The organism is Sphingomonas sp. SAFR-052, from assembly GCF_051965015.1.
In the GTDB taxonomy this organism is placed as follows: domain Bacteria; phylum Pseudomonadota; class Alphaproteobacteria; order Sphingomonadales; family Sphingomonadaceae; genus Sphingomonas.
On record NZ_JBQCMO010000010.1, the window covers coordinates 42,914 to 64,111 of the forward strand.

Sequence of the window (21,198 nt, forward strand, 5' to 3'; positions counted from 1 at the left end):
GGCATACCGGCGGGGGCCGGTGGACAAGGGGGACGACGTGAAGCCTTTCGTGATGGCTCGCGCTGCGGCGATGGCAGCGGTATGTATTCCGGCACTGGCATGGGCGAGCGATACGCCCCTGTATCAACCTGCGCCGGCATGGGTGATCGCACCGCCCGCCGTTCCGGCCACCGCCGGAGAGGAATTGCCGCCGATCGTTCTGCTGGATTTCCAGAAGCGGATCGAGGGCGACCGGTTGTGGTCCTATGTCCATCAACAGACGCGGATCGCCAGCAGCGAGATGCTGTCGCAGGCGGCGACGCTAACGCTGCCATGGGCACCGGACAAGGGCGACCTGATCGTCCATGGCCTGACCATCCTGCGCGGCGACCAGCGCATCGACCTGTTGGCGAAGGGGCAGAAATTCGTCGTGCTGCGACGTGAACAGTCGCTGGAACAGCGCGAGCTGACCGGCATCCTGACCGCGACGATGGCGGTCGAGGGGCTGGAGGTCGGCGATATCCTCGACATGCGCTTCTCGGTCACCGGGCGCGATGCGGCGCTGCGTGGTCGGGTGCAGGACGTCATCCCGCTGGTCGCCGCCCCCATGCGGATCGGGGCGGGGCGGGTCCGCTATAGCTGGCCGAAGGGGAGCCAGCCCAAATACCGTTTCCTCGCCGAAGGCGTGCAGGCGACGCCGGTGACCAAGGGCGACTTTACCGAACTCAGCTTCGCGCTACCGTTGGCCAAGCCCAAAGACATGCCGGAGGATGCGCCGTCGCGTTTCCGTCATCCGCCGCTGATGGAGGTGGCGAGCTTCGCCGACTGGGCCGATGTGTCGAAAACCTTTGCCACGCTGTACAGGACCGACGGGCTGGTGACGGGCGGTGGTCCGATCGCCGCCGAAGTCGCAGCGATCATGAAGGCGGAGGCAACGCCGATCGGCCGGGCGCAGCGCGCACTGGAGGTGGTGCAGGACAAGATCCGGTACCTCGCGGTCGGGATGGACGGCGGCAACTATGTCCCGCAAACCCCTGCGAAGACGTGGGAAGTCCGCTATGGCGATTGTAAGGCGAAGACGTTGTTGCTGCTGGCCATGCTGCGGGAAATGGGGATCGAGGCGGAGCCGGTGATCGCGAGCGTCGGCATGGGCGACTTCGTCCCCGAACGGCTGCCGAGTGCGGCGGCGTTCAACCATGTGTTCGTGCGGGCGACGATCGGTGGCGAGACGTTGTGGCTCGACGGCACCGGCAGCAATGCGCGCATCGCCGATATCCATGACACGCCGGGCGTCGGCTATGTCCTGCCGCTCCGCGTCGCGGGTGCCGAGCCGATACGGATCGAAACCCATGCCAATGCACGACCCTTTGCCAGCGTGACCGTCGAGGCCGACGAAAGCGGCGCAGTCGACCTGCCCAGTGCCGTTCAGGTCACGCTGGTCGCGCACGGAGTGATGGCGGCGCAGTTGCGTGCGGCGAAGAGCCAGATGGGAGCTAAGGAACAGCGCGAGCTAATCTCGACGATCTTGCAACAGGCGGTCGGCGAAGGGCAGTTCGCGGATGGGACGATAACGCCCGATCCGGTGAGCGGCGATGTCGTCGTGCGCGCGGCGGGCGTGGTCGGCACCAAATGGGCGATGGAGGACCGACGGCGCAAGCGGGCGCTGGGTGGGCCGCTCAGCGACCTGACCTTCGCGCCCGACCGCAGCCGTCCCGATTGGAACGGCATCCCGGTCGTCGCGCCGCCGGTGTTCGGCGTGGAACGGCACTTGCGGGTCCGGCTGCCCGATGCCGGACGCGGCTTCACGCTCGACGGCACGGCCGATACCGACCAGCGGCTGGCCGGCCATGTCGTCAAGCGGACGACGCGGCTCACCAACGGCACGCTGGCCATGGACGAACGGATGGACGCGCTGGGCATCGAGGTGCCGGCGGCGCGGATCGCAGGCGAACGTGATGCGGTGGCGACGGCGACCGCCAACATCCCGCGTCTGATCGCGCCGGCCGATACGCCGCGCCGCTGGACGCTCGACGCCGCGACCGTCGCGCAGTCGAGCCAGATCAAGGCGATCCGTTCGGTCTATGGCAAGGCGATCGCCGATGATCCCGACGAGATGAGCGGTTATCTCAGCCGTGCCAATTTCGAGAGCGGGGTCGGCAACTACCGCGGCGCACTGGCCGATCTCGACCGGGTGATCGCCAAGGAACCGAGCATCGAGATGTATCTGCAGCGTGCCTATGTCCACGACATGCTGGGCGACCGGGCGAAGGCGCTGGCCGATGCCGACAGCGCGCGGCAACTCGACCCGTCGAACCAGGGTGCGACGGCGCGGTTGGCGTGGCTGAAGGCGGAGAATGGCGACCTCCCCGGCGGAGTCGCGCTGCTCGACCAGCGGATCGCACTGGGCGGCGAGCAGAAACGTGCGGCACGGCAGGACAAGGCAGCGCTGATCGGCGAGTTCGGTGATGCGGCGGAGGCGGTCAAGCTGTACGACGCGATGATCGCCGAGAAGCCGGGGTCGCCGAACCTGCTGAACGGGCGCTGCTGGATCAAGGGCACGCGGTCGCTGATGCTCGATACCGCGCTCAAGGACTGCACCAGCGCGATCGAGCTCAGCGACAGCACGCTCGCCGCGCTCGATAGCCGGGCGATGGTCTGGTACCGGATGGGCCGCTATCCTGAGGCGCTGGCCGATCTCGACGCGGTGCTGGCGGCCGAACCCGATATGGCCGGCAGCCGCTATCTGCGCGCGGCGGTGCTCAAGGCGATGAAACGCGATGCCGATGCGGTCGCCGATCTGGCGATGGCCCGGCGGGTCGCGCCGCAGATCGATCGGCAATATGCACGGTTCGGATTCAAGATGTAGGCGGCGGCAACACCCTCCATACGAGAACGGCGAGGGATCGCTCCCCCGCCGTTTCCATTTGCAGCGATGTGTCGAGGATCAGTCGAACATCTTGCCGAAGGCGCGCTTCGCACGGTCCTTCCACGCGCCGCGGTGATAGGCGTCCGACGCCAGCAGCGGCATGACCGAACCGGCTTCGGCAAAGACCATCTGTTCGAGCGCGGTGTCGACCTTGCCCCAGCTGGCCGCTTCCTTGAGCGTCGACGACGAGCAGGCGCCGTCGCGCACGTCGGCGACCGTGATCTGCACCGCGTACTTGTGCATCTCGACATCGTCATGGCCGAGGATCTCGGCGCAGACGACCGTGTCCTGGATGAAGTTCTTCGGCACGCCGCCGCCGATCATCAGCAGGCCGGTGGTGCCGGCCTTGATCTTGATATCGGTCAGTTCGCGGAAGTCGGCGATGGCGTCGAGCACCATGTACGGCTTGCCTTCCTTCGCGCGGTCGACCTGGTGCTTGACCAGACCGAAGCCGGCCGAGCTGTCGACGAATGCCGGGCAGAAGATCGGCACGTCATGCTCGTAGGCGAGCTTGACGAGGCTGTTTTCCTTCTTGCCGTGCTCCGACAGATATTTGCCCATCTCACGGATGAAGGCGCGCGACGAATAGGCCTTGGGCTCCAGCGAGTCGGCGATCTTGCCGATCGTGTGGTCGCAGTCCTGCAGCTGCTCTTCGTCGATATAGGTGTCGTAGATGCGGTCGATGTAGAGCGAACGCAGCGTATTGTCGTCGGGGATTTCCAGCGCCTGGTAATGCTTGTGGCCAAGCCCTTCGAAGAAATCCATGTCGACGATCGACGCGCCGGTGGCGACGACGCCGTCGATCATGTTCGAGCGCAGCAGTTCGGCATAGAGGTCCATGCAGCCGCCGGCCGAGGTCGAGCCTGCGATCACGAGGAAGATCGAGCAGTCCTTGTCCTCCAGCATCTGGTTGTAGATGCGGGTGGCGCGCGCGAGGTCGCGGCTGGTGAAGCTCATCTTGCCCATGGCGTCGATGATCGGGCGGGCGTCGAACTTGGTGATGTCGACATGCTCGACGGTGGTCGAAAGCAGTTCGGCCTTGCGGGTGTCGTTGATCGTCGTGTCGGTCATGATGGTCCCATCATCATCGATAAGCCGTCGTCGTTATGGGGACGCGGAAACCCGGTTGGCCTCCTGCCCACAAAGCGCGGGAGGAGCCGATGGCGGTCGCATAGCGGCAAAGCCATGCAAAGCCCACCCCCGGCCCCTCCCGCCAGATGTGGGAAGGGGGAGGTGGTCGGTTAGGATAAAGGCGTTACAGCTTGACGACGTTGTTCGACACGAACGCCGGAACGGGATCGAGCTCGATATACATCGACTCCATCGGTTCGTCGTCGGTCACGACGGTCTCGCCATTGCCGAAGCCGTTGAACGCGGTGCGCATCGCCGAGCCATAGGCGCCGAGCATACCGATCTCGAAATAATCGCCGCTGCGGGTATCGGCCGGAAGCGGGAACGGGCCCTGCATCTGGTCGATATCGTCGCAGGTCGGACCCCAGAAGCTGAAGTCCATATCGCGCGCGTCCGATTCCGGCTGCCGCAGCAGCTGCACCGGATATTTCCAGCCGATATGCGCGGCATCGAACAACGAGCCATAGGCGCCGTCGTTGATGAACAGCTCCGACCCGCGGCGATGCTCGACGCGGACGACGACCGAGGCGTATTCGGCGCACAGCGACCGGCCCGGCTCGCACCACAGTTCGGCCGAGTAGCTGACCGGCAGGCTTTCGAACGCGCGGTGGATCGTTTCGAAGAAACGCTCCAGCGGCGGCGGGGTCATGCCTGGATAGCGCGACGGGAAGCCGCCACCGACATCGATGACGTCGACGGTGACGCCGGCATCGACGATCGCACCACGGACTCGCTCCATCGCGTTGCTGTACGCGTCGGGCGACATGGTCTGGCTGCCGACATGGAAACAGATGCCGAGCGCGTCGGCGACCTGGCGGGTCGCGATCAGCAACTCCTTCGCCTCGCCCGGACCCACACCGAACTTCGACCCCAGCGACAGCTTCGCATATTCGGACGACACGCGCATGCGTACGCACAGCGTCAGATCGGTCGCGCCATTGGTCGCGGCCTCGATCTTGCGCAGTTCGTCCATGCTGTCGAGTGAGAAGGTGCGCACGCCATGCTCGAAATAGGCTTCGGCAATCGCTTCCGGCGCCTTGATCGGGTGCATGAAGTGGCAAACTGCGTCCGGCAACGTCGACTTCACCAGACGAACCTCGCCGATCGACGCGGTGTCATAGTGGACGATGCCGTTGTCCCACAGGACAGCGAGCAGGTCGGGCGACGGATTCGCCTTTACCGCATACATCGAGCGCCCCGGAAACTTCTCGACGAAGAATCGGGCTGCGCGCGCGGCGGCGTGCGGGCGAACGAGCGTTACCGGTTCGACCGGTCGGCGCTCTGCAATGTCGATCCCGCGCTCGAACGAGGAGTCACGGGCGATAAAGGGGGCAGCTAGCCCCAGCGCGCTATGGTGCTTGGCCAATTCAAGGGACCTCCAATTGCCTTTCGGCATACGGTGACAAAAGCTGCCTTGCGGTTGGAAGTCCCATGGGGCAGCGGAGGCGCGATCTATGACCCACAAACCTTGATGTAAAGTGTCTGTGCGGCAGAAAGTGCAATTTATGACGATTATGCGACAACCTACCCGCGCCGGCGTGCGCGACGCCGCCGCGAAGATCGCGGAAATCCTGCCGCCCTCGCCACTGATGATACGCGAAATCAATGGCTTGCCGGTCGCTTTGAAGATGGAATCGTTGCAACCGATCGGCGCGTTCAAATTGCGTGGTGCGTGGCACCGGTTGACGGCGTTGAGCGACGAATCGAGGGCGCGCGGGGTCGTCGCCTTCTCCTCGGGCAATCATGCGCAAGGGGTGGCGTGGGCGGCCAAACGTCTGGGGATCGCCGCGACGATCGTGATGCCCGCCGACGCGCCCGAGACGAAGCTGCGCGCGACGATGGCGCTGGGCGCAGAGGTCGTTCGCTACGACCGGGCGACCGAGAGCCGCGAAAAGATCGCCGCGCATCTGGCGCATGCCCGCGGCGCGACGCTGGTGCCGAGTTTCGACGATGCGTGGGTGATCGAGGGGCAGGGATCGGCGGGGATCGAGGCGGCCGAGCAGATGGTGGCGGCCCGGCTGCCCGCGCCGTCGCGCGTGATCGTGCCGTGCGGTGGCGGAGGATTGGCGGCGGGGATCGCGCTGGCGCTGCCCGATGCCGAGATGGTGACGGTCGAGCCCGAGGGATGGGACGACATGCGCCGCAGCCTGGAGGCCGGGTGGATCGAGCCGGTCGGCGATACGCCGCCGCCGACCGCGTGCGACGCGCTTCAGACGATGCGGGTGGCCGAACGGACCTTCGACGTACTGTCGCGACGCGGGGCAACCGGCGTCGCGGTCAGCGAAGGCGAGATCGCCGAGGCGCAACGCTGGGCGGCGCGGCAATTGCGGTCGGTGGTCGAGCCGGGTGGCGCGGTGGCGCTGGCGGCGATCCTGTCAAAACGCGTCGCGGTGATGCCGGGCACGCTGGTGCTGGTGTCCGGCGGCAATGTCGATCCCGTCGCCTATGGCAAGGTCATCGCCGCGTGACGCCCGGTCCGGCGGGAACGCTGCTCGGCGTGCTGATGCTGGTCGCGATCCTGCTGATCGTGTTCGGCATCCGCATGATCGCGCGGGGCGAGCGGCGCAACGGCAGCCTGATGCTGGTCTGCGCGCTGGTTATGATCGGGAACGTCGCGATCTGGACGGTGTGAGCGTCAGTCGCGTTGCGGCGACATGCGGTAGCTGCGCTGGTCGAGCGCCTGCCCGGCATTGGCCGCGTTCTGGTTGTCTATCTGCATCCACTCCGCCTTGGTATGGCAGACCGGCCGCGCCATGATCGATCCGGTCGTTACCTCGCGGCGGCAGATTTTCTTTTCAGGCTTCGGGGCTTGCGCAGCGGGCGCGGTCTGGGTCGCGGCGGCGAGCAGCAGCAAGGTCAGCATGGTCCGGTCGTCCTGTAACGGAGGGTTGCCGGTATCCTATGGCGTTGATGCAATATGGCAAGCTTGAAAGGCGCGCCACGGCGAAGCCACGTCGTCGGTCGGTGCCGATCGGCACCGCCGGCCGGTCCGACGCAAAGGCACGGGTCGGCGTAGCGACCCGCGGCGTCGGACTTACTTGATCGGCGAGTTGGGATCCAGCCGCATGTCGAGATAGCGGTCTACGCTGCCCATCAGTTCGGGCATCTCGTTCTGGAAGAAGTGGTTGGCGCCGGGGATCACGTCGTGATGGATGGTGATGTGCCGCTGCGTCCGCAGCTTGTCGACCAGCTTCTGCGTGGCGGCGGGGGTGACGACTTCGTCGGCATCGCCCTGGATGATGATGCCCGAGGACGGGCAGGGCGCGAGGAAGGTGAAGTCGTACATGTTCGCGGGCGGCGCAATCGAGATGAAGCCGCGGATTTCCGGACGGCGCATCAGCAGCTGCATGCCGATCCACGCGCCGAAGCTGACGCCCGCGATCCACGTCGTCTGCGCCTCGGGATGGAAGCTCTGCACCCAGTCGAGCGCCGAGGCAGCGTCCGACAATTCGCCGACGCCGTTGTCGAACGTGCCCTGGCTCTTGCCGACGCCGCGGAAGTTGAAGCGCAGCGTCGCGAAGCCGCGGCGCTGGAACGTCTTGTAGAGTTCCTGGACGATGCGGTTGTTCATCGTGCCGCCCGACGAGGGATGCGGATGTAGAATCATCGCAACCGGCGCGCGCGGGCGGGGAGCGGGGGCGAAACGGCCCTCCAGTCGACCTTCGGGACCGGGGAAGATGACTTCGGGCATGGGACGTCCTGCTGACAATTGGGCGCGGCGATGGCGCGGAATGGGATCGCGGCTATATAGGCCTACGCAATCGGAACGGAAGTGTTTTGACGACCCGCATCTATCTCGACCATGCCGCGACGACCCCGATCCGTCCGCAAGCGGCCGCCGCCGTCGCCGACGGGATGGCGCGCTGGGCGAATCCGTCGAGCCCCCATGCGGAGGGGCGTGCAGCGCGGCGGATGCTGGAGGACGCGCGCGGCCGGATCGCGGCGGAGCTGGGATGGGACGGGGAGGTGATCCTCACCAGCGGCGCGAGCGAGGCGCTGGCGATCGGGCTAGGCCGCGCGAAGCGGGCGCGGCGGCTGGTGTCGGCGGTCGAGCATGATGCGGTGTTGCGCGCCGCACCGGGCGCGGACGTGCTGCCGATCGTCGCGGGCGAACCGGACGAAGATGCGCTGGCGCGATATCTTGCCGACGGAGCGCCCCCGGTGGTCGCGGTGCAGGCGATCAATTCGGAAACGGGTACGATGCTGCTGCCCGGGTCCCACAGTCCGGCGATCGCGATGGTGCGGGATGCGGGCGGGCTGGTGCTGGTCGATGCGTCGCAGGCGGTGGGGAAGCATCCGCTGCCCGACGCCGACATGATCGTGGTGTCGGCGCACAAGCTGGGCGGGCCGCCGGGGATCGGCGCACTGTTGCTGCGCGACTATGCAATGGTCGCGCCGGGTGGCGGGCAGGAATCGGGCTATCGCGGCGGGACTGAGAATGTGCCCGGGGCGCTGGGCTTCGCCGCTGCGCTGGAGGCGGGGGGGGGCGACGGCTGGGCGACCGATATTGAGCAACGGTTCCGATTCAAGGATCGGCTGTACGAAGCGGGCGAGGTGATCCAGCCCGGCGTGCAATGCTCGCATATCTTCGCGGTCGCGCATGCGACCCTGCCGGCGGCCGCGCAACTGATCCGGCTCGATGCGATGGGGTTTGCGGTATCGGCGGGAAGCGCCTGTTCGTCGGGGACGCTGAAGCGCAGCCGCGCACTGGCGGCGTTTGGGGTGGCGGGCGAGGTCGCCGACCGGACGATCCGGGTGAGCCTGGGCTGGTCGACCACGCCCGAGGAACTCGATCGCTTCGCCGATGCCTATGCCGGGCTGGGGCGGCGATGACCTATCTCGATTATCAGGCGACGACGCCGCTGGCCCGCCAAGCGTTCGAGGCGATGGTGCCGTGGCTGCGCGACCATCACGCCAACCCGCATTCGCCGCATCGCGAGGGGCGGCGGGCGAAGGCGGCGGTCGAAGTCGCGCGGGCGCAGGTGGCGGCGGCGCTGGCGCCAGGCGAGGACGGGCGCCTGTTCTTTACCGGCGGCGCGACCGAGGCGGCGAACTGGGCGATTGCGGGCACGTTCGAACGGCTCGGCGCGCGCCGGTCGAAGGTGGTGACGATCGCAACCGAGCATAGCTGCGTGCTCGACACCGTCCGCGCGCTGGCTGGGCGAGGGGCGGAGGTCGTGGTGCTGCCGGTCGGAGTGGATGGGCTGGTCGATCGCGACGCGGCACAAGCGGCGATCGACGAGCGGACGGCGGTGGTCGCGGCGATGCTGGTCAATAACGAGATTGGCGTGGTGCAGCCGATCGCGTGGCTCGGCGAACTGGCGCGGTCGGTCGGGGCGGTCATGTTTTGCGATGCGGTGCAGGGCTGGGGACGGGTCGCGCTGCCGGTCGCCGCCTGCGACCTCATCGCGGTATCGGCGCACAAGGTCTATGGGCCGAAGGGTATCGGGGCGCTGTGGGCGCGGGCCGGCGCCGAGCCGGCGGCGATCCTGCATGGCGGTGGGCAGGAGGGCGGGTTGCGATCCGGGACGCTCAGTCCGGCCCTGTGCGCAGGGTTCGGGGAGGCGGCGGCGTTGCTGGCGCAGGATGAGCCGTCCCATATCGAGACGTTGTGGAGCGCGGCGCGTGCGGTGCTGGCGGCACCCGACTGGGTGCTGAACGGCGATGGCGAGGCGCGCTGGCGCGGCAATCTGAACGTGCGGATGGATGGGTTGGACGTCGCGCGGCTGATGAGCGAGTGCCGCGACATCGCCTTCTCGGCGGGATCGGCCTGTGCCAGCGGGTCGGGGCGGACCAGCCATGTGCTGCGCGCGATCGGACTTAGCGATGCGCAGGCGAAGAACGCGATCCGCGTCGGTTTCGGGCGGTACACGACGCAGGAGGAACTGGTGACGGCGGTGCAGGCGATCGATCAAGCGGCGCGGGGGCAGCGATGATCGTCCGGTTCGTCCGGGCGGACGGCAGCGTCGAGGAAGCGCGTGGCGCAGCGGGCGACCGGCTGCTCGATCTCGCGCAGGCCTATGACCTGCCGCTGGAGGGGACGTGCGGCGGACAGATGGCGTGTTCGACCTGCCATGTGATTGTCGATCCGGCTGACGCGCCGCGCCTGCCCGCGGCCAGCGAGGAGGAGGAGGACATGCTCGATTTCGCCGAAGGGGCGGTCGCGACCAGCCGGCTGGCGTGTCAGATCGTGCTGGACGACTCGCTCGACGGGCTGACGGTTCGGATTCCGGCATCGGCACGTGACGCGCGGCGGTAACGCTCGATCAGCAGCACCGCTACGGCACCGCTGGCATAGGCGATGAAGTCCTTCGGATCGAAACCGCTGCCGAGGATCATCCGGGCGAACCGGTTTTGGTCGAGGCCGATTGCCTTCAGCAGACGAAAATACTGGCTGAACTCGATCGCGACGGCGACCGCGAACGCGATCAGCGCCGCCGGGACGACCGGCAATCGCGTGACGGCGCGAATGCCCGCATAGACCAGCACCACCGCCAGCGCGTCACCGACATAAGGGCGGACGATCGGATCGTTCAGGAACAGTGCGATGGCGAGTTCGATCGCGAGCAGCGCGATGGTCAGTGCGGCATAGCCCCTGTTCAGTCGCATCGTCGCTCTCCTCGAACTGCAACGGCCATGGCGTGCGACGGACGCCGATGCAAGCGCTTGCCCCGATGCGGCACCACCGCCTAAAGACCCGCGATGACCGTGAACGTCGATATGGGGACGGACCCGGCGGGCAAGACCGTTCCCCTTGATCTCGAAGAATTGTTGGCGACCCGATTGCTGGTGCAGGGCAATTCGGGATCGGGAAAGTCGCATCTGCTGCGCCGCCTGCTCGAACGCAGCGCCGGCCATGTCCAGCAGGTGGTGATCGATCCCGAAGGCGATTTCGTGACGCTGGCCGGGGCATACGGCCATGTCGTGATCGAGGCCGCCGACCATAGCGAGCGTGAGGTCGCGAAATTTGCCACCCGCGCCCGCGAACACCGCGCCTCCGTCGTGCTCAGCCTAGAAGGGCTGGAGGCCGAGGGGCAGATGAAGTGCGCTGCGGCGTTCCTCAACGCGCTGTTCGATGCGCCACGCGAGCACTGGTACCCGGCGCTGGTGGTGGTCGACGAGGCGCAGCTGTTCGCGCCGGCGGGCGGCGGCGAGGTGGTCGAGGAAGTGCGGCGCGCATCGCTGTCGGCGATGACCAACCTGATGTGTCGCGGGCGCAAGCGCGGGCTGGCCGGGGTGATCGCCACGCAGCGGCTGGCGAAGCTGGCCAAGAATGTCGCGGCCGAGGCGTCGAACTTCCTGATGGGGCGGACCTTTCTCGACATCGACATGGCGCGCGCGGCGGACCTGCTGGGCATGGAACGGCGACAGGCGGAGGCGATCCGCGATCTGCAGCGCGGGCATTTTCTTGCGCTCGGACCGGCGGTGTCGAGACGGCCGCTGTCGATCAGGATCGGGCCGGTGCAGACCTCTGCCCGCAGCGGCAGTCCCAAGCTGACCCCACTGCCGAGCGCACCGGTGGCCGATATCAAGGACTTGTTGCTGGCTCCGGTCGAGGCGATGCTGCCGCTCGGCCCGCCGATCCGGCATGTTGCGCCGCCCGAGACGGTCGAGGCGGCGATCGCCGCGCCGCCGCGAACGAACGTCGCTCCCGATCTGCCCGAACGGTCGGCGGACGAGACCGATAGCATCGTCGCCGACGTGCTACGCGCGCTGGTCGAGGACGAGGGCGATCAGCCGCGCGCGGCGGCGGTACTGTATCAGGATTTCGACGTCCGGTGTCGGATGGTCGGCCTGCCGCGTCCTCCGCTCGACCTGCCGGCGTTCACGCGGCGGCTGGCGTGCGCGCGGGCGGGGATTTTCGAGGCGCCCGATGACGAATGGGCGCAGGCGCTGGCGATCGCCGACGTGCTGCCCGACGATATGCTTGGCGCGTTCATGCTGATCGCGCGCGCGGCGCGCGAGGGGCGGCCGTGTCCCAGTGATGCGGAGATCGCGCGGACCTATGGCACCAGTTCGCTCGGGCGGGTGAAGCGGTTGCTGGCCTATATCGAGGGGCGCGATCTGCTGGTGTGCCGGATCGATCTGGCGGGTAAGCGCTCGATCGCACTGCCGCATCTGGGGTGGACGACCGAAGCGGCCGAGGCGGCGTAGGTCCTTCCCGGGACGGGGAGGATGTTACGGTCTCGAATACCGATCCTTCAGCAATCGCCACGTCGCGCGCAGGCCGTATGCTTCGCCGCCTTTGGCACGACCGGGTTTGGCGGCGGCGCGCCAGGCGAAGGTGTCGAGATGCGCCCAAGCCGTACCCGGCGTCACGAAGCGGCGCAGGAACAGCGCCGCCGTCACCGCGCCGGCCATGCCGCCATCGGGGGCGTTGACCATGTCGGCGATGTCGGACTTGAGCATGTCGTCATAGCCGTCCCAGAGCGGCATCCGCCACAGCGGGTCGTCCTCCGCCATGCCGGCCGCGAGCAGATCGGCGGCAAGTGCTTCGTCATTGGCGAAGGTCGCGGGCAGATCGGGGCCGAGCGCCACGCGCGCCGCACCGGTCAGCGTCGCGAAGTCGATCAGCAGCTCGGGCCGGTCTTCACACGCTTTGGTCAGCGCATCGCCGAGCACGAGGCGACCTTCGGCATCGGTATTGGTGTTCTCGACCGTCAGCCCCTTGCGCGTGGCGAGCACGTCGCCGGGGCGGAAGCTGTCGGCCGACACGCTGTTCTCGACCGCGGGGATCAGCAGGTGGAGCCGGACGGGCAGGTGTGCCTCCATCACCAGTCCGGCCAGCGCCAGCGCATGGGCCGCACCGCCCATATCCTTCTTCATCAGCCGCATGCCCGCAGACGGCTTGATATCGAGGCCGCCGCTGTCGAAGCACACGCCCTTGCCGATCAGTGCGACACGCGGATGAGCGGAGTTGCCCCAAACCAGTTCGATCAGGCGCGGCTCGCGGCCCTTGGCGGCGGCCTTTCCGACGGCGTGGATCATCGGATAGCCGGTTTCGAGATCGCGGCCTGCGGTGACGGTAACGGTCGCGCCGTGCGCGTCGCCCAGCGTGCGGACGGCGGTGGCAAGTTCGGCGGGGCCGAGATCGGCGGCGGCGGTATTGACCAGGTCGCGGACGCGGGCGGTGGCGGCGGCCTGTCGCAATGCTTCATCGATGCGGGCGGGTTCGGTCGAGAGCAGGACGCGGGGAGCGTCGTCCTCGCCCCGACGATAGCGGGTGAAGCGGTATTGCGCGGTCGCCCAGCCGAGCTTCGCCGCGCCGGGGGTGCCGGTGGCTAGGCGGTAGGCGCCGGCGGGAAGCTGCGCGGGCAGATGGGCGAGATCCCAGGACGCGAGTGCTTCGGGATCGGTGACGACGGTCGCGACCGACCAGTCTTCGGGCTGTTCGCCGGGCAGGGTCGCGGTCTTGCCGGGCTTGGCGGTCAGGCGCTGCGCGGTCGCGGCGGTGAGGATGCGCGGCGGCTGCGACGCGAACCAAGCATCGAAGGCGGCGGCGGAGATCAGGTGGATGGTACGGGCGTCCTGCCCGCGGTCGGCGACGATCGTCGGTGTCATGATCGCGATGGTGGGGATGGCACGCGGAAAACGCAATCCTCCCCGCCACGGCGAGGGTTTTAGAGCGGCACGCCGTACAGGTCGTGTTCGTCGGCGTCCTCTACCTCGACCTTCACGATATCGCCCTGGGCGAGATGCCCGGCGTCGCGCAGGAATACCTCACCGTCGATGCCCGGCGCGTCGGCGGTGCTGCGGCCGGTCGCGCCACCTTCTTCGCCAACCTCGTCGATGATGACGTCGATCGTCCGGCCGACCTTTGCGGCGAGTTTCGCGGCCGAAATCGCGGCGGTCTTTTCCATGATCCGTGCGTAGCGCTCTTCCTTGACCGCCTCCGGCACCGGATCGGGCAGTGCGTTGGCGGCGGCACCTTCGACGGGTTCGAAGCGGAATGCGCCGACGCGATCAAGCTGTGCCTCGTCGAGCCAGTCGAGCAGATACTGGAAATCGGCTTCGGTCTCGCCAGGGAAGCCGACGACGAACGACGAACGGATCGCGATATCGGGGCAAACCTCACGCCAGCCGCGCAGGCGTTCGAGCACCTTGGCATCGTTCGCCGGGCGCTTCATCGCCTTCAGCACATTGGGCGAGGCGTGCTGGAACGGAATGTCGAGATAGGGCAGCACCAGCCCCTCGGCCATCAGCGGGATGACGCTGTCGACATGGGGGTAGGGGTAGACATAGTGCAGCCGTACCCATGGCGCGATTGCCCCAAGTTCGCGGGCGAGATCGGTCATGTGCGGCACGACCTCGCGCCCCTTCCACGCGCGCGGCTCGCGGCGGATGTCGATGCCGTAGGCTGAGGTATCCTGGCTGATGACCAGCAGTTCCTTCGTGCCCGCGGCGACCAGCTTCTCCGCCTCGCGCAGGATCGCGTCGGGCCGGCGGCTGACCAGATCGCCGCGGATCGACGGGATGATGCAGAAGGAGCAGCGATGGTTGCAGCCCTCCGAAATCTTCAGATAGCTATAGTGACGCGGCGTCAGCTTCAGACCGCTCTCGGGGACCAGATCGACGAAGGGCGAGGGGATCGGCGGTGCGGCTTCATGGACCGCATCGACGACCTGTTCATACTGATGCGCGCCGGTGACGGCCAGCACCTGCGGGAAGCGGGCGCGAATCGTCTCCGCCTCCTGCCCCATGCAGCCGGTGACGATGACGCGGCCATTCTCCGCAATCGCCTCGCCGATCGCTTCCAGCGACTCTTCCTTGGCGGAATCAAGGAAGCCGCAGGTGTTGACCAGCACGACATCGGCGCCGGCATAGTCGGGCGACATCTGATAGCCGTCGCTGCGCAGCTTGGTCAGGATGCGTTCGCTGTCGACGAGGTTCTTGGGACAGCCGAGCGAAACCATCCCGACACGGGGGGGCGAAGGAAGACGAGTTGCCATGATCGCCGCGTCACATAGCGATTTCGGCGAAAAATGATAGGGGCAGCGGAACCTATTGCCGGAACAGGAAGAAGGCGCCCCCGGCGATCAGCGTGAAGCCGATCATGTGGTTGACCGTGATCTTCTGCCCCAGATACGCGACCGAAAAGATCGCGAAGACGGTGAGGGTAATGACCTCCTGCATCCCCTTCAGCTGTGCCGCCGAATAGACCTGCGATCCGATGCGGTTGGCGGGGACGGCAAGCCAATATTCGAAGAAGGCGATGCCCCAGCTGACGACGATCACGAAGAACAGGGGCGCGCCCTTGTGCTTGAGATGGCCGTACCAGGCGAAGGTCATGAAGATGTTGGAGGCGATCAGCAGCAGGATCGGCCAGAGACGGGCAGCGTCGGGCATTATCGGGTCACCACTTCGACGATCGTGTCGCCGGGTTGCAGGTTGCGGGCTTCTTCGCTGTCGAACCGGATCTTGCCGCCCTGCCGATAGATGCGCAGGCCAAGTCCGGTGGTGATCGCCGACAGCGGCTGGCCGACCTCATGCGGAGCGACCGGGCGTTCGGACAGCGCGACCGCGCCATCGATCGAGGCGAGGTCGAGCATATAGTCGGCGATGTGCGGCCCGCGGCACGATCCGGCGAGCAGCAGTCCGGCGAAGCTGACCGGGTTGATGACCGTCGTAGCGCCGGCGGCGCGGGCGGGAAACTCGTTATCCTCGGCCTTCACGATCACGCTGATCGTCAGGTCGGGGGCGAGGTGGCGGGCGGTCAGCGTCACCAGCACCGACGTGTCGTCGCGTCCGGTCGCGACGATCAGCGCGCGGGCACGGGCGATGCACACGTCGTTCAGCGTGGCATCGCGGGTGGCATCCGCCTGCAGCACGATGCAGCCCAGCTTCTGCGCAGCGTCGAGCTGGGTCTGGTGCGGTTCGATGACGACGATCCGGCGCGGATCCTCGCCACGCGCGATCAGTTCGTCGACCGCTTCCGACCCCGTCTTGCCGAAACCGGCCACGACGATGTGCCCGGTCAGCTTGTCTTGCAACAGCGCCATGCGCCAACGCTCCCAACTGCGCCGAAGGACGAATTGATAGGTCGTGCCGATGAACAGCAGCACGACGAACACCCGGATCGGCGTAACGATCAACGCATCGAATAGTCGCGCGCGTTCGGTGACCGGCGCGATATCGCCATAGCCGGTCGTCGTGATCGAGATCATCGTGAAGTAGATGACGTCGGCAAAGCTGACCTTGCCGTCGTAATTGTCGCGCAGCCCTTCGCGATCGAACCAGTGCACCGCGACGGCGATACCGACCAGCGTCAGCACCGCGACCACCCGCCACAGGATCGACGCCCAGACCGGCAGCGGCGACGATTGCCGCAGGATCGCGCGGCGGGCGGGCGGGGTCACTGGCGCGGCAGCCGCGACAGCGGGTCGATCGGGGTGCGGCCCGAGCGGATTTCGAAATGCACCGCCGGACGCTCGGCATAGCCGGTGTCGCCCGACAGCGCGATCTTCTGCCCCTTCTTCACGGCCTGTCCGCGCTGGACCAGCAATTGGCTGGCATGGCCATAGACGGTGGTCAGCCCGCTGCCATGGCGGATGATGACCACGCCGCCCAATCCCGGCACGCCGGTGCCGACATAAGCGACGGTGCCGGCGGCGGCGGCGGCGATCGGCGTGTCGAGCGGGACCGCGATCTTGATGCCGTTGTTGCGCTCGCCGCTGTCGCCCGCGCCGAAGCGTTTGAACACGCGGCCATCGACCGGCCAGATCAGCGTGCCGGGATTGGTGCTGGGCGGTGCGACGGCGGCGGTCGAGGGCAGGACGCGTCGCGGCGAGGTCACGGCGGGGGCGGGGCGCGCGTTCGGCTCGATCGCCGGTTCGCCGCCGGTGAGGATGTCGTCGATGTCGAGCTGGAACGCCGCCGCCCGCTCCGCTGCCGAGCGGGGCAGGGCGTCGCCGGGGATCAGGATACGCTGTCCGGCGCGCAGGATGAACGGCTCGGTCAGCGCGTTGGCAGTGGCGATGCGCGACCAGTCGACGCCATAGGCGCGGGCGATGGCGATGCCGCTCTCGCCCTTGCCCACCATGTGATAGCGGCCGCCGGGGATGGTCAGCCGCTGCCCGGCGCGGATCAGGAAGGGCGGCGGCAGGTTGTTGGCGCGCGCGATCGCCTCGGTCCCGGCGCCAGTCGTGTTGGCGATGCCGCGCAGCGTATCGCCGGGGCGGACGACATAGCTGCTGGGCGGGACACTGCGGGCGTTCGGCTCGACCCGCTTGGCTTCCCATGCCGGCGGGGGCGACGGCAGCGACGTCACGCCCTCCCCTTGCGGTTCGGTGGCGGGCGGCGTGCCGGGGGCGATGGTCGGTGGCCGTTCCTGCGCCGTCGCGACCCGGCGCTCGTTGGACGGGATACAGCCGCTTGCGCCGATCGTCAGCGCCGCCGCCATCATCGCCCGTGTCGCGAACCGCATCGCCGCCCCCCCGTTCGTCGCTCAACCCGCCGGGGTCAGCACATCCTGTCCGATATAGCGCCGGAGTGCTTCGGGCACGACGACCGAGCCGTCGGCCTGCTGGTAATTCTCCAGCACCGCGACCAGCGTGCGTCCGACCGCAAGGCCCGATCCGTTGAGCGTATGGACGAAGCGTGTCGCCTTCTCCCCCTCCGGCCGGTAGCGGGCGTTCATCCGCCGCGCCTGGAAATCGGTGCAGGTCGAACAGCTCGAAATCTCGCGATAGCGGGCCTGACCCGGCAGCCAGACTTCGAGGTCGTAGGTCCGTGCCGCCGAAAAACCCATGTCGCCGGTGCACAGCTTCATTCGCCGGAACGGCAGGGCGAGGCGGTTGAGAATATCCTCCGCCGCCTGCGTCATCCGTTCATGCTCGGCATCCGACTGGTCGGGGGTGGTGATCGACACCATCTCCGCTTTCTCGAACTGGTGCTGGCGGATGAAGCCGCGCGTGTCGCGCCCGGCGGCGCCGGCCTCCGAGCGGAAGCACATGGTGAGCGCGGTGAAGCGCAGCGGCAACTCGCGCTCGGGCAGGATCTGCCCGGCGACGATATTGGTCAGCGAGACCTCGGCAGTCGGGATCAGCCAGCGATCGTCGGTGGTGCGAAACAGGTCCTCGGCGAATTTCGGCAACTGCCCGGTGCCGAACAGCGCGTCGCCGCGCACCAGCACCGGCGGCACGACCTCTTCATAGCCGTGGATGCCGGTCAGCGTATCGAGCATGAACTGGCCAAGCGCGCGGTGCAGCTTGGCGGCAGCACCCCGGACCAGCGTGAAGCGGGCGCCCGACAGCTTGGCCCCTGTTTCGAAATCGAGGCCGATGGCCGGGCCGATCGCGTCATGTTCGCGAGGGTCGAAGCCGAAGGCAGTCGGATCGCCGACGGTCTTCTCGACCACGTTGTCGTCTTCGTCGGCACCCTGCGGCACATCGGCAAGCGGCAGGTTGGGGATCGCGGCAAGATTGGCGTTCAGCTCCTCGGCGAGCGTCGCTTCCTCCGCCTCGATCGCGGGCATCCGTTCCTTCAGTGCGGCGACTTCTGCCATCAGCGCGGCGGCGGTGGTTTCGTCGCGGCTCGCCTTGGCCGCGCCGATCGCCTTCGACGCTTCGTTGCGGCGCGCCTGTGCGACCTGCACTTCGGTCAGCAGCGCGCGGCGGCGTTCGTCGAGATCGGCGAGTGCCGCCGATCGCGGCTCGACGCCGCGGCGGGCAAGAGCGGCATCGAAGGCGGCGGGATCGTCGCGGATCAGGCGGATATCGTGCATGGCCGGGCTATGGCGAGCGATCCGCAGCCATGCAAGCCGCAACCGCCGCCGCCGCCGGTGCGTTGGGCGGGCAGCGAAACCCGAGGAGAGATGGAATGCGGATACCCCATGACGCCTGCGTATTAGTCGCCGATGGCCGCAAAATGCTGTTCTTTCGCAACGAAGGCGATGCGAACACCCCGAACCTGATCGTGGAGGATCAGGCCATGCAGGCGAACCCCGCCGATCGTCATCAGAAGACCGATGCCGCAGGCCAGGCGCAGTCGATCCGTGGCGGCAATTTCGCGCAGGGCGGCGGCAGTATGGGCGAGACCGATTATCATCAGCAGGCCGAGGACCGCTTTGCCGCCGAGGCCGCCGAACTGCTGCGCAAGCGGGCGCTGGCGAATGAGTTCGAAGCGCTGATCGTGGTCGCACCACCCAAGACGCTGGGCGAAATGCGGAAGCACTATCACAAGACGGTCAGCGACCGGTTGGCCGGCGAACTCGACAAGGACCTGACCGGGCACCCCGTCGATCAGATCGAGAAGCTGATCACCGCCGCCTGATCGTCAGACGGACCGCACGTGGTCAGGCGCGGCCCGTTATGCGGCGTCGGTCGTCTTGCGGCCGAAGCGCTTGCGCACGACCAGCGCTGCGGCGGCACCACCGAACAGCAGCAGCATCGGCGGCGCGGGCACCGGCGTCGGGCCGTCGGGGCCGGGTGGCGGGTTTCCGTGCGAGCTGCCGTTCGAGCTCCAGCCGCCATTCGAGCTCCAGCCCTTGCTCGACGAACCGTTCGACGACGAAGAGGTCGAGGTCGAGGTGCTGGTCGACCCCGACGAGGCCGAGGACGTGCTGGTTGAGACGTTGCCGCTCGACGACGAAGAGGTCGACGACGACACGTCGCCGCTGGACGACGCCGACGACGAGACATTGCCGCTCGAGGAGGAGGATACGTTCCCGCTCGACGACGATGACACGTTGCCGCTGCTGCCGCCCGATGCGGACGAGGTGCTGCTGGTGCTCGACACGCCGCCGGTGCTGGTCGACGATCCGCCCGACGAGGTCGAGGATGAGCTGGCACCCGACGACGTCGACGACGAGGAGCCGCCCGAGCCCCCGGACGACGTCGACGAAGACGATCCGCCCGAGCCCCCCGACGACGTCGAGGTCGAGCCGCCACTGGTGCTGGAGGTCGACGACACGATGATCCCGCTCGACCCGCCGCCAGCGCCGCCCCCGCCGAAGAAGCCGCCGGCAAAGAAGCCGCCGCCGATCCCGCCGCCGCCGGTGCCACCGACCAGCACTGGGCCGCCGCCGAAACCGCCGCCACCGATCATCGGCGGCATCTCCGCGCCGGTGAAGGCGGGGGGCAACGGGACGGGCGCCGCCTGGCTGGCGACGGTGACCACGGTCGGCGGGCAGACCGTCTTGGTCCGGGTGACGACGCGGGTGACGACCCGGCGCGGGGCGGGGCGGGGCGCGGCACGTTTGGTGATGGCGCGCTTGGTGATCGCGCGCTTCGTAATCTCACGGTTCTGGCTCGATTCGGCGACATGCACCGCGCCGCCGCCGATGACCGCGCCACCGCAGGCACATGCGCACAGTTTCGCCAGGGCCATCCTTACCGACATGCCGCACCATTCTTCCGTTAGAATCATCGACCACCGCGTCGCCGCGATGCATCGGATCGACTTGCCCCACCAAGGCAAAACAAAGCGTAAAACTCAACCCATGCCGGGTTCAAATCGCAGCCTTATTTCGGAACGGGACGACACGCCAGCGGGCGATGCTGGTTAACGTACCGTAAAGGGACGTGGGAGGATAAGGAAACCTATCCGGTTAACCCTGTGAACAACGGGCATTTCGTCGGTTGGTCCTGAACGCTTGTCGTGCTGCCCTCTGCCCGATATAGGCGCGCGGACAATGAGAGGGGGCGCCCGGCCGATTTGGTCTGGGGAAGCTCCGGGGTGGAGATTGGGGATGGCCACGGTTTTGAGCGACACGACACAACCTCTCGACATACCGCCGCCGGCGAACGACGACGGGTATCGCCCCCATGCGGACGAGCCGTTCATGAACCCGCGGCAACAGGCCTATTTCCGGGCCAAGTTGCTGGCATGGAAGGATGCTATCCTGCGCGAGTCGCAGGATACGCTGGCGCATCTCCAGAATGAATCGCTGCGCGAGGCGGACCTGACCGACCGCGCATCCAGCGAAACCGACTGGTCGATCGAGCTGCGCACCCGCGACCGGCAGCGCAAGCTGATCTCCAAGATCGAGGCGGCGCTGCGCCGAATCGACGATGGCGAATATGGCTATTGCGAAGTGACCGGAGAGCCGATCGCGCTAGGCCGGCTGGAAGCGCGTCCGATCGCGACGATGACCGTCGAGGCGCAGAGCCGCCACGAACGGCAGGAAAAGGTCTCGCGCGAGGAATAGCGCGGATGCGAAGCGC

The 21,198-nt window shown here is 67.5% G+C and carries 21 protein-coding genes; 10 read left to right on the forward strand and 11 right to left on the reverse strand.

All coding sequences use genetic code 11. From position 1 onward, the window contains the following. The first annotated feature begins 37 nt into the window (after window positions 1-37). Window positions 38-2,845, forward strand: a complete 2,808-nt coding sequence (locus tag ACTHQV_RS15900) for a DUF3857 domain-containing protein (RefSeq protein WP_440491652.1) — start codon at window positions 38-40, stop codon at window positions 2,843-2,845. Between the two features lie 78 nt (window positions 2,846-2,923). On the opposite strand, the gene ACTHQV_RS15905 is transcribed toward ACTHQV_RS15900, so the two are convergent. Both ACTHQV_RS15905 and ACTHQV_RS15910 read right to left on the reverse strand, forming a co-directional pair. Continuing rightward, window positions 2,924-3,976 (reverse strand): 1,9-bis(guanidino)-5-aza-nonane synthase, encoded by a 1,053-nt coding sequence (locus tag ACTHQV_RS15905; protein ID WP_242115386.1) that lies wholly within the window; start codon window positions 3,974-3,976, stop codon window positions 2,924-2,926. 184 nt (window positions 3,977-4,160) lie between these two features. Continuing rightward, entirely contained in the window at window positions 4,161-5,402 is a 1,242-nt protein-coding gene (locus ACTHQV_RS15910) for a type III PLP-dependent enzyme (RefSeq protein WP_440491654.1), read from the reverse strand. 139 nt (window positions 5,403-5,541) lie between these two features. Here ACTHQV_RS15910 and ACTHQV_RS15915 point away from each other — a divergent pair, with 139 nt between their 5' ends. Together ACTHQV_RS15915 and ACTHQV_RS15920 are read left to right on the forward strand one after the other, a co-directional pair. Continuing rightward, window positions 5,542-6,504: a threonine ammonia-lyase gene (locus ACTHQV_RS15915; protein WP_440491656.1), complete on the forward strand. Its 963-nt coding sequence runs from the start codon at window positions 5,542-5,544 to the stop codon at window positions 6,502-6,504. Further along, window positions 6,501-6,668, forward strand: coding sequence for a hypothetical protein (locus ACTHQV_RS15920; RefSeq protein ID WP_440491657.1), 168 nt, complete (start codon window positions 6,501-6,503; stop codon window positions 6,666-6,668). The genes ACTHQV_RS15915 and ACTHQV_RS15920 overlap by 4 nt, the downstream gene beginning before the upstream one ends. Before the next feature lie 3 nt (window positions 6,669-6,671). Here ACTHQV_RS15920 and ACTHQV_RS15925 read toward each other — a convergent pair whose 3' ends face one another. Next, the gene (locus tag ACTHQV_RS15925; RefSeq protein WP_440491659.1) at window positions 6,672-6,899 is read right to left on the reverse strand and encodes a hypothetical protein; all 228 of its coding nucleotides are present in this window, start codon (window positions 6,897-6,899) and stop codon (window positions 6,672-6,674) included. Window positions 6,900-7,070: 171 nt separating this feature from the next. Next, a complete protein-coding gene (locus ACTHQV_RS15930) occupies window positions 7,071-7,727 on the reverse strand; it encodes an alpha/beta hydrolase (protein WP_440491660.1) in 657 nt (218 codons plus the stop codon). Between the two features lie 86 nt (window positions 7,728-7,813). On the opposite strand from ACTHQV_RS15930, the gene ACTHQV_RS15935 reads away from it, so the two are divergent. Genes ACTHQV_RS15935 through ACTHQV_RS15945 form a run of 3 tightly spaced genes read left to right on the forward strand, consistent with a single transcriptional unit; the run spans window position 7,814 to window position 10,295 of the window. Next, window positions 7,814-8,869 carry a cysteine desulfurase family protein gene (locus ACTHQV_RS15935; RefSeq protein WP_440491662.1) on the forward strand — a complete coding sequence of 352 codons (1,056 nt, stop codon included), beginning with the start codon at window positions 7,814-7,816 and terminating at the stop codon, window positions 8,867-8,869. Next, the gene (locus ACTHQV_RS15940; RefSeq protein WP_440491664.1) at window positions 8,866-9,972 is read left to right on the forward strand and encodes a cysteine desulfurase family protein; all 1,107 of its coding nucleotides are present in this window, start codon (window positions 8,866-8,868) and stop codon (window positions 9,970-9,972) included. The genes ACTHQV_RS15935 and ACTHQV_RS15940 overlap by 4 nt, the downstream gene beginning before the upstream one ends. Next, window positions 9,969-10,295, forward strand: a complete 327-nt coding sequence (locus ACTHQV_RS15945; RefSeq protein ID WP_440491665.1) for a 2Fe-2S iron-sulfur cluster-binding protein — start codon at window positions 9,969-9,971, stop codon at window positions 10,293-10,295. Before ACTHQV_RS15940 ends, ACTHQV_RS15945 begins: the two co-directional genes overlap by 4 nt. Here the strand turns inward: ACTHQV_RS15945 and ACTHQV_RS15950 are convergent. Beyond that, the gene (locus ACTHQV_RS15950) at window positions 10,220-10,645 is read right to left on the reverse strand and encodes a DUF2809 domain-containing protein (protein ID WP_440491667.1); all 426 of its coding nucleotides are present in this window, start codon (window positions 10,643-10,645) and stop codon (window positions 10,220-10,222) included. The two genes, ACTHQV_RS15945 and ACTHQV_RS15950, sit on opposite strands and share 76 nt — an antisense overlap. A 93-nt stretch (window positions 10,646-10,738) precedes the next feature. Here ACTHQV_RS15950 and ACTHQV_RS15955 point away from each other — a divergent pair, with 93 nt between their 5' ends. After that, window positions 10,739-12,190, forward strand: a complete 1,452-nt coding sequence (locus ACTHQV_RS15955) for a helicase HerA domain-containing protein (protein WP_440491669.1) — start codon at window positions 10,739-10,741, stop codon at window positions 12,188-12,190. Window positions 12,191-12,214: 24 nt separating this feature from the next. Here the strand turns inward: ACTHQV_RS15955 and ACTHQV_RS15960 are convergent, their stop codons facing one another. The 6 genes from ACTHQV_RS15960 to serS are packed head-to-tail and all read right to left on the reverse strand — an operon-like array spanning window position 12,215 to window position 18,758. After that, window positions 12,215-13,597 carry a leucyl aminopeptidase family protein gene (locus tag ACTHQV_RS15960; RefSeq protein WP_440491671.1) on the reverse strand — a complete coding sequence of 461 codons (1,383 nt, stop codon included), beginning with the start codon at window positions 13,595-13,597 and terminating at the stop codon, window positions 12,215-12,217. 59 nt (window positions 13,598-13,656) lie between these two features. Further along, on the reverse strand, window positions 13,657-14,985 hold the full coding sequence (gene rimO, locus ACTHQV_RS15965) for a 30S ribosomal protein S12 methylthiotransferase RimO (RefSeq protein ID WP_440491673.1): 1,329 nt from the start codon (window positions 14,983-14,985) through the stop codon (window positions 13,657-13,659). Between the two features lie 52 nt (window positions 14,986-15,037). Further along, on the reverse strand, window positions 15,038-15,382 hold the full coding sequence (locus tag ACTHQV_RS15970) for a DMT family protein (RefSeq protein ID WP_440491675.1): 345 nt from the start codon (window positions 15,380-15,382) through the stop codon (window positions 15,038-15,040). Then, a complete protein-coding gene (locus ACTHQV_RS15975) occupies window positions 15,382-16,392 on the reverse strand; it encodes a potassium channel family protein (protein ID WP_440491677.1) in 1,011 nt (336 codons plus the stop codon). The genes ACTHQV_RS15970 and ACTHQV_RS15975 overlap by 1 nt, the downstream gene beginning before the upstream one ends. Beyond that, the gene (locus tag ACTHQV_RS15980) at window positions 16,389-17,459 is read right to left on the reverse strand and encodes a peptidoglycan DD-metalloendopeptidase family protein (RefSeq protein WP_440491679.1); all 1,071 of its coding nucleotides are present in this window, start codon (window positions 17,457-17,459) and stop codon (window positions 16,389-16,391) included. Before ACTHQV_RS15980 ends, ACTHQV_RS15975 begins: the two co-directional genes overlap by 4 nt. Window positions 17,460-17,480: 21 nt before the next feature. Next, window positions 17,481-18,758, reverse strand: a complete 1,278-nt coding sequence (gene serS, locus ACTHQV_RS15985) for a serine--tRNA ligase (protein WP_440491680.1) — start codon at window positions 18,756-18,758, stop codon at window positions 17,481-17,483. Window positions 18,759-18,853: 95 nt separating this feature from the next. Between serS and ACTHQV_RS15990 the strand changes: the two genes are divergently transcribed. The 3 genes from ACTHQV_RS15990 (at window position 18,854) to dksA (ending at window position 21,182) form a co-directional block, all read left to right on the forward strand. Next, on the forward strand, window positions 18,854-19,306 hold the full coding sequence (locus ACTHQV_RS15990) for a host attachment family protein (protein ID WP_440491681.1): 453 nt from the start codon (window positions 18,854-18,856) through the stop codon (window positions 19,304-19,306). A 214-nt stretch (window positions 19,307-19,520) separates the two neighbouring features. Beyond that, window positions 19,521-20,540, forward strand: coding sequence for a hypothetical protein (locus ACTHQV_RS15995; protein ID WP_440491682.1), 1,020 nt, complete (start codon window positions 19,521-19,523; stop codon window positions 20,538-20,540). 183 nt (window positions 20,541-20,723) lie between these two features. Next, a complete protein-coding gene (dksA, locus tag ACTHQV_RS16000) occupies window positions 20,724-21,182 on the forward strand; it encodes an RNA polymerase-binding protein DksA (RefSeq protein ID WP_242115402.1) in 459 nt (152 codons plus the stop codon). Window positions 21,183-21,198 lie beyond the last annotated feature (16 nt).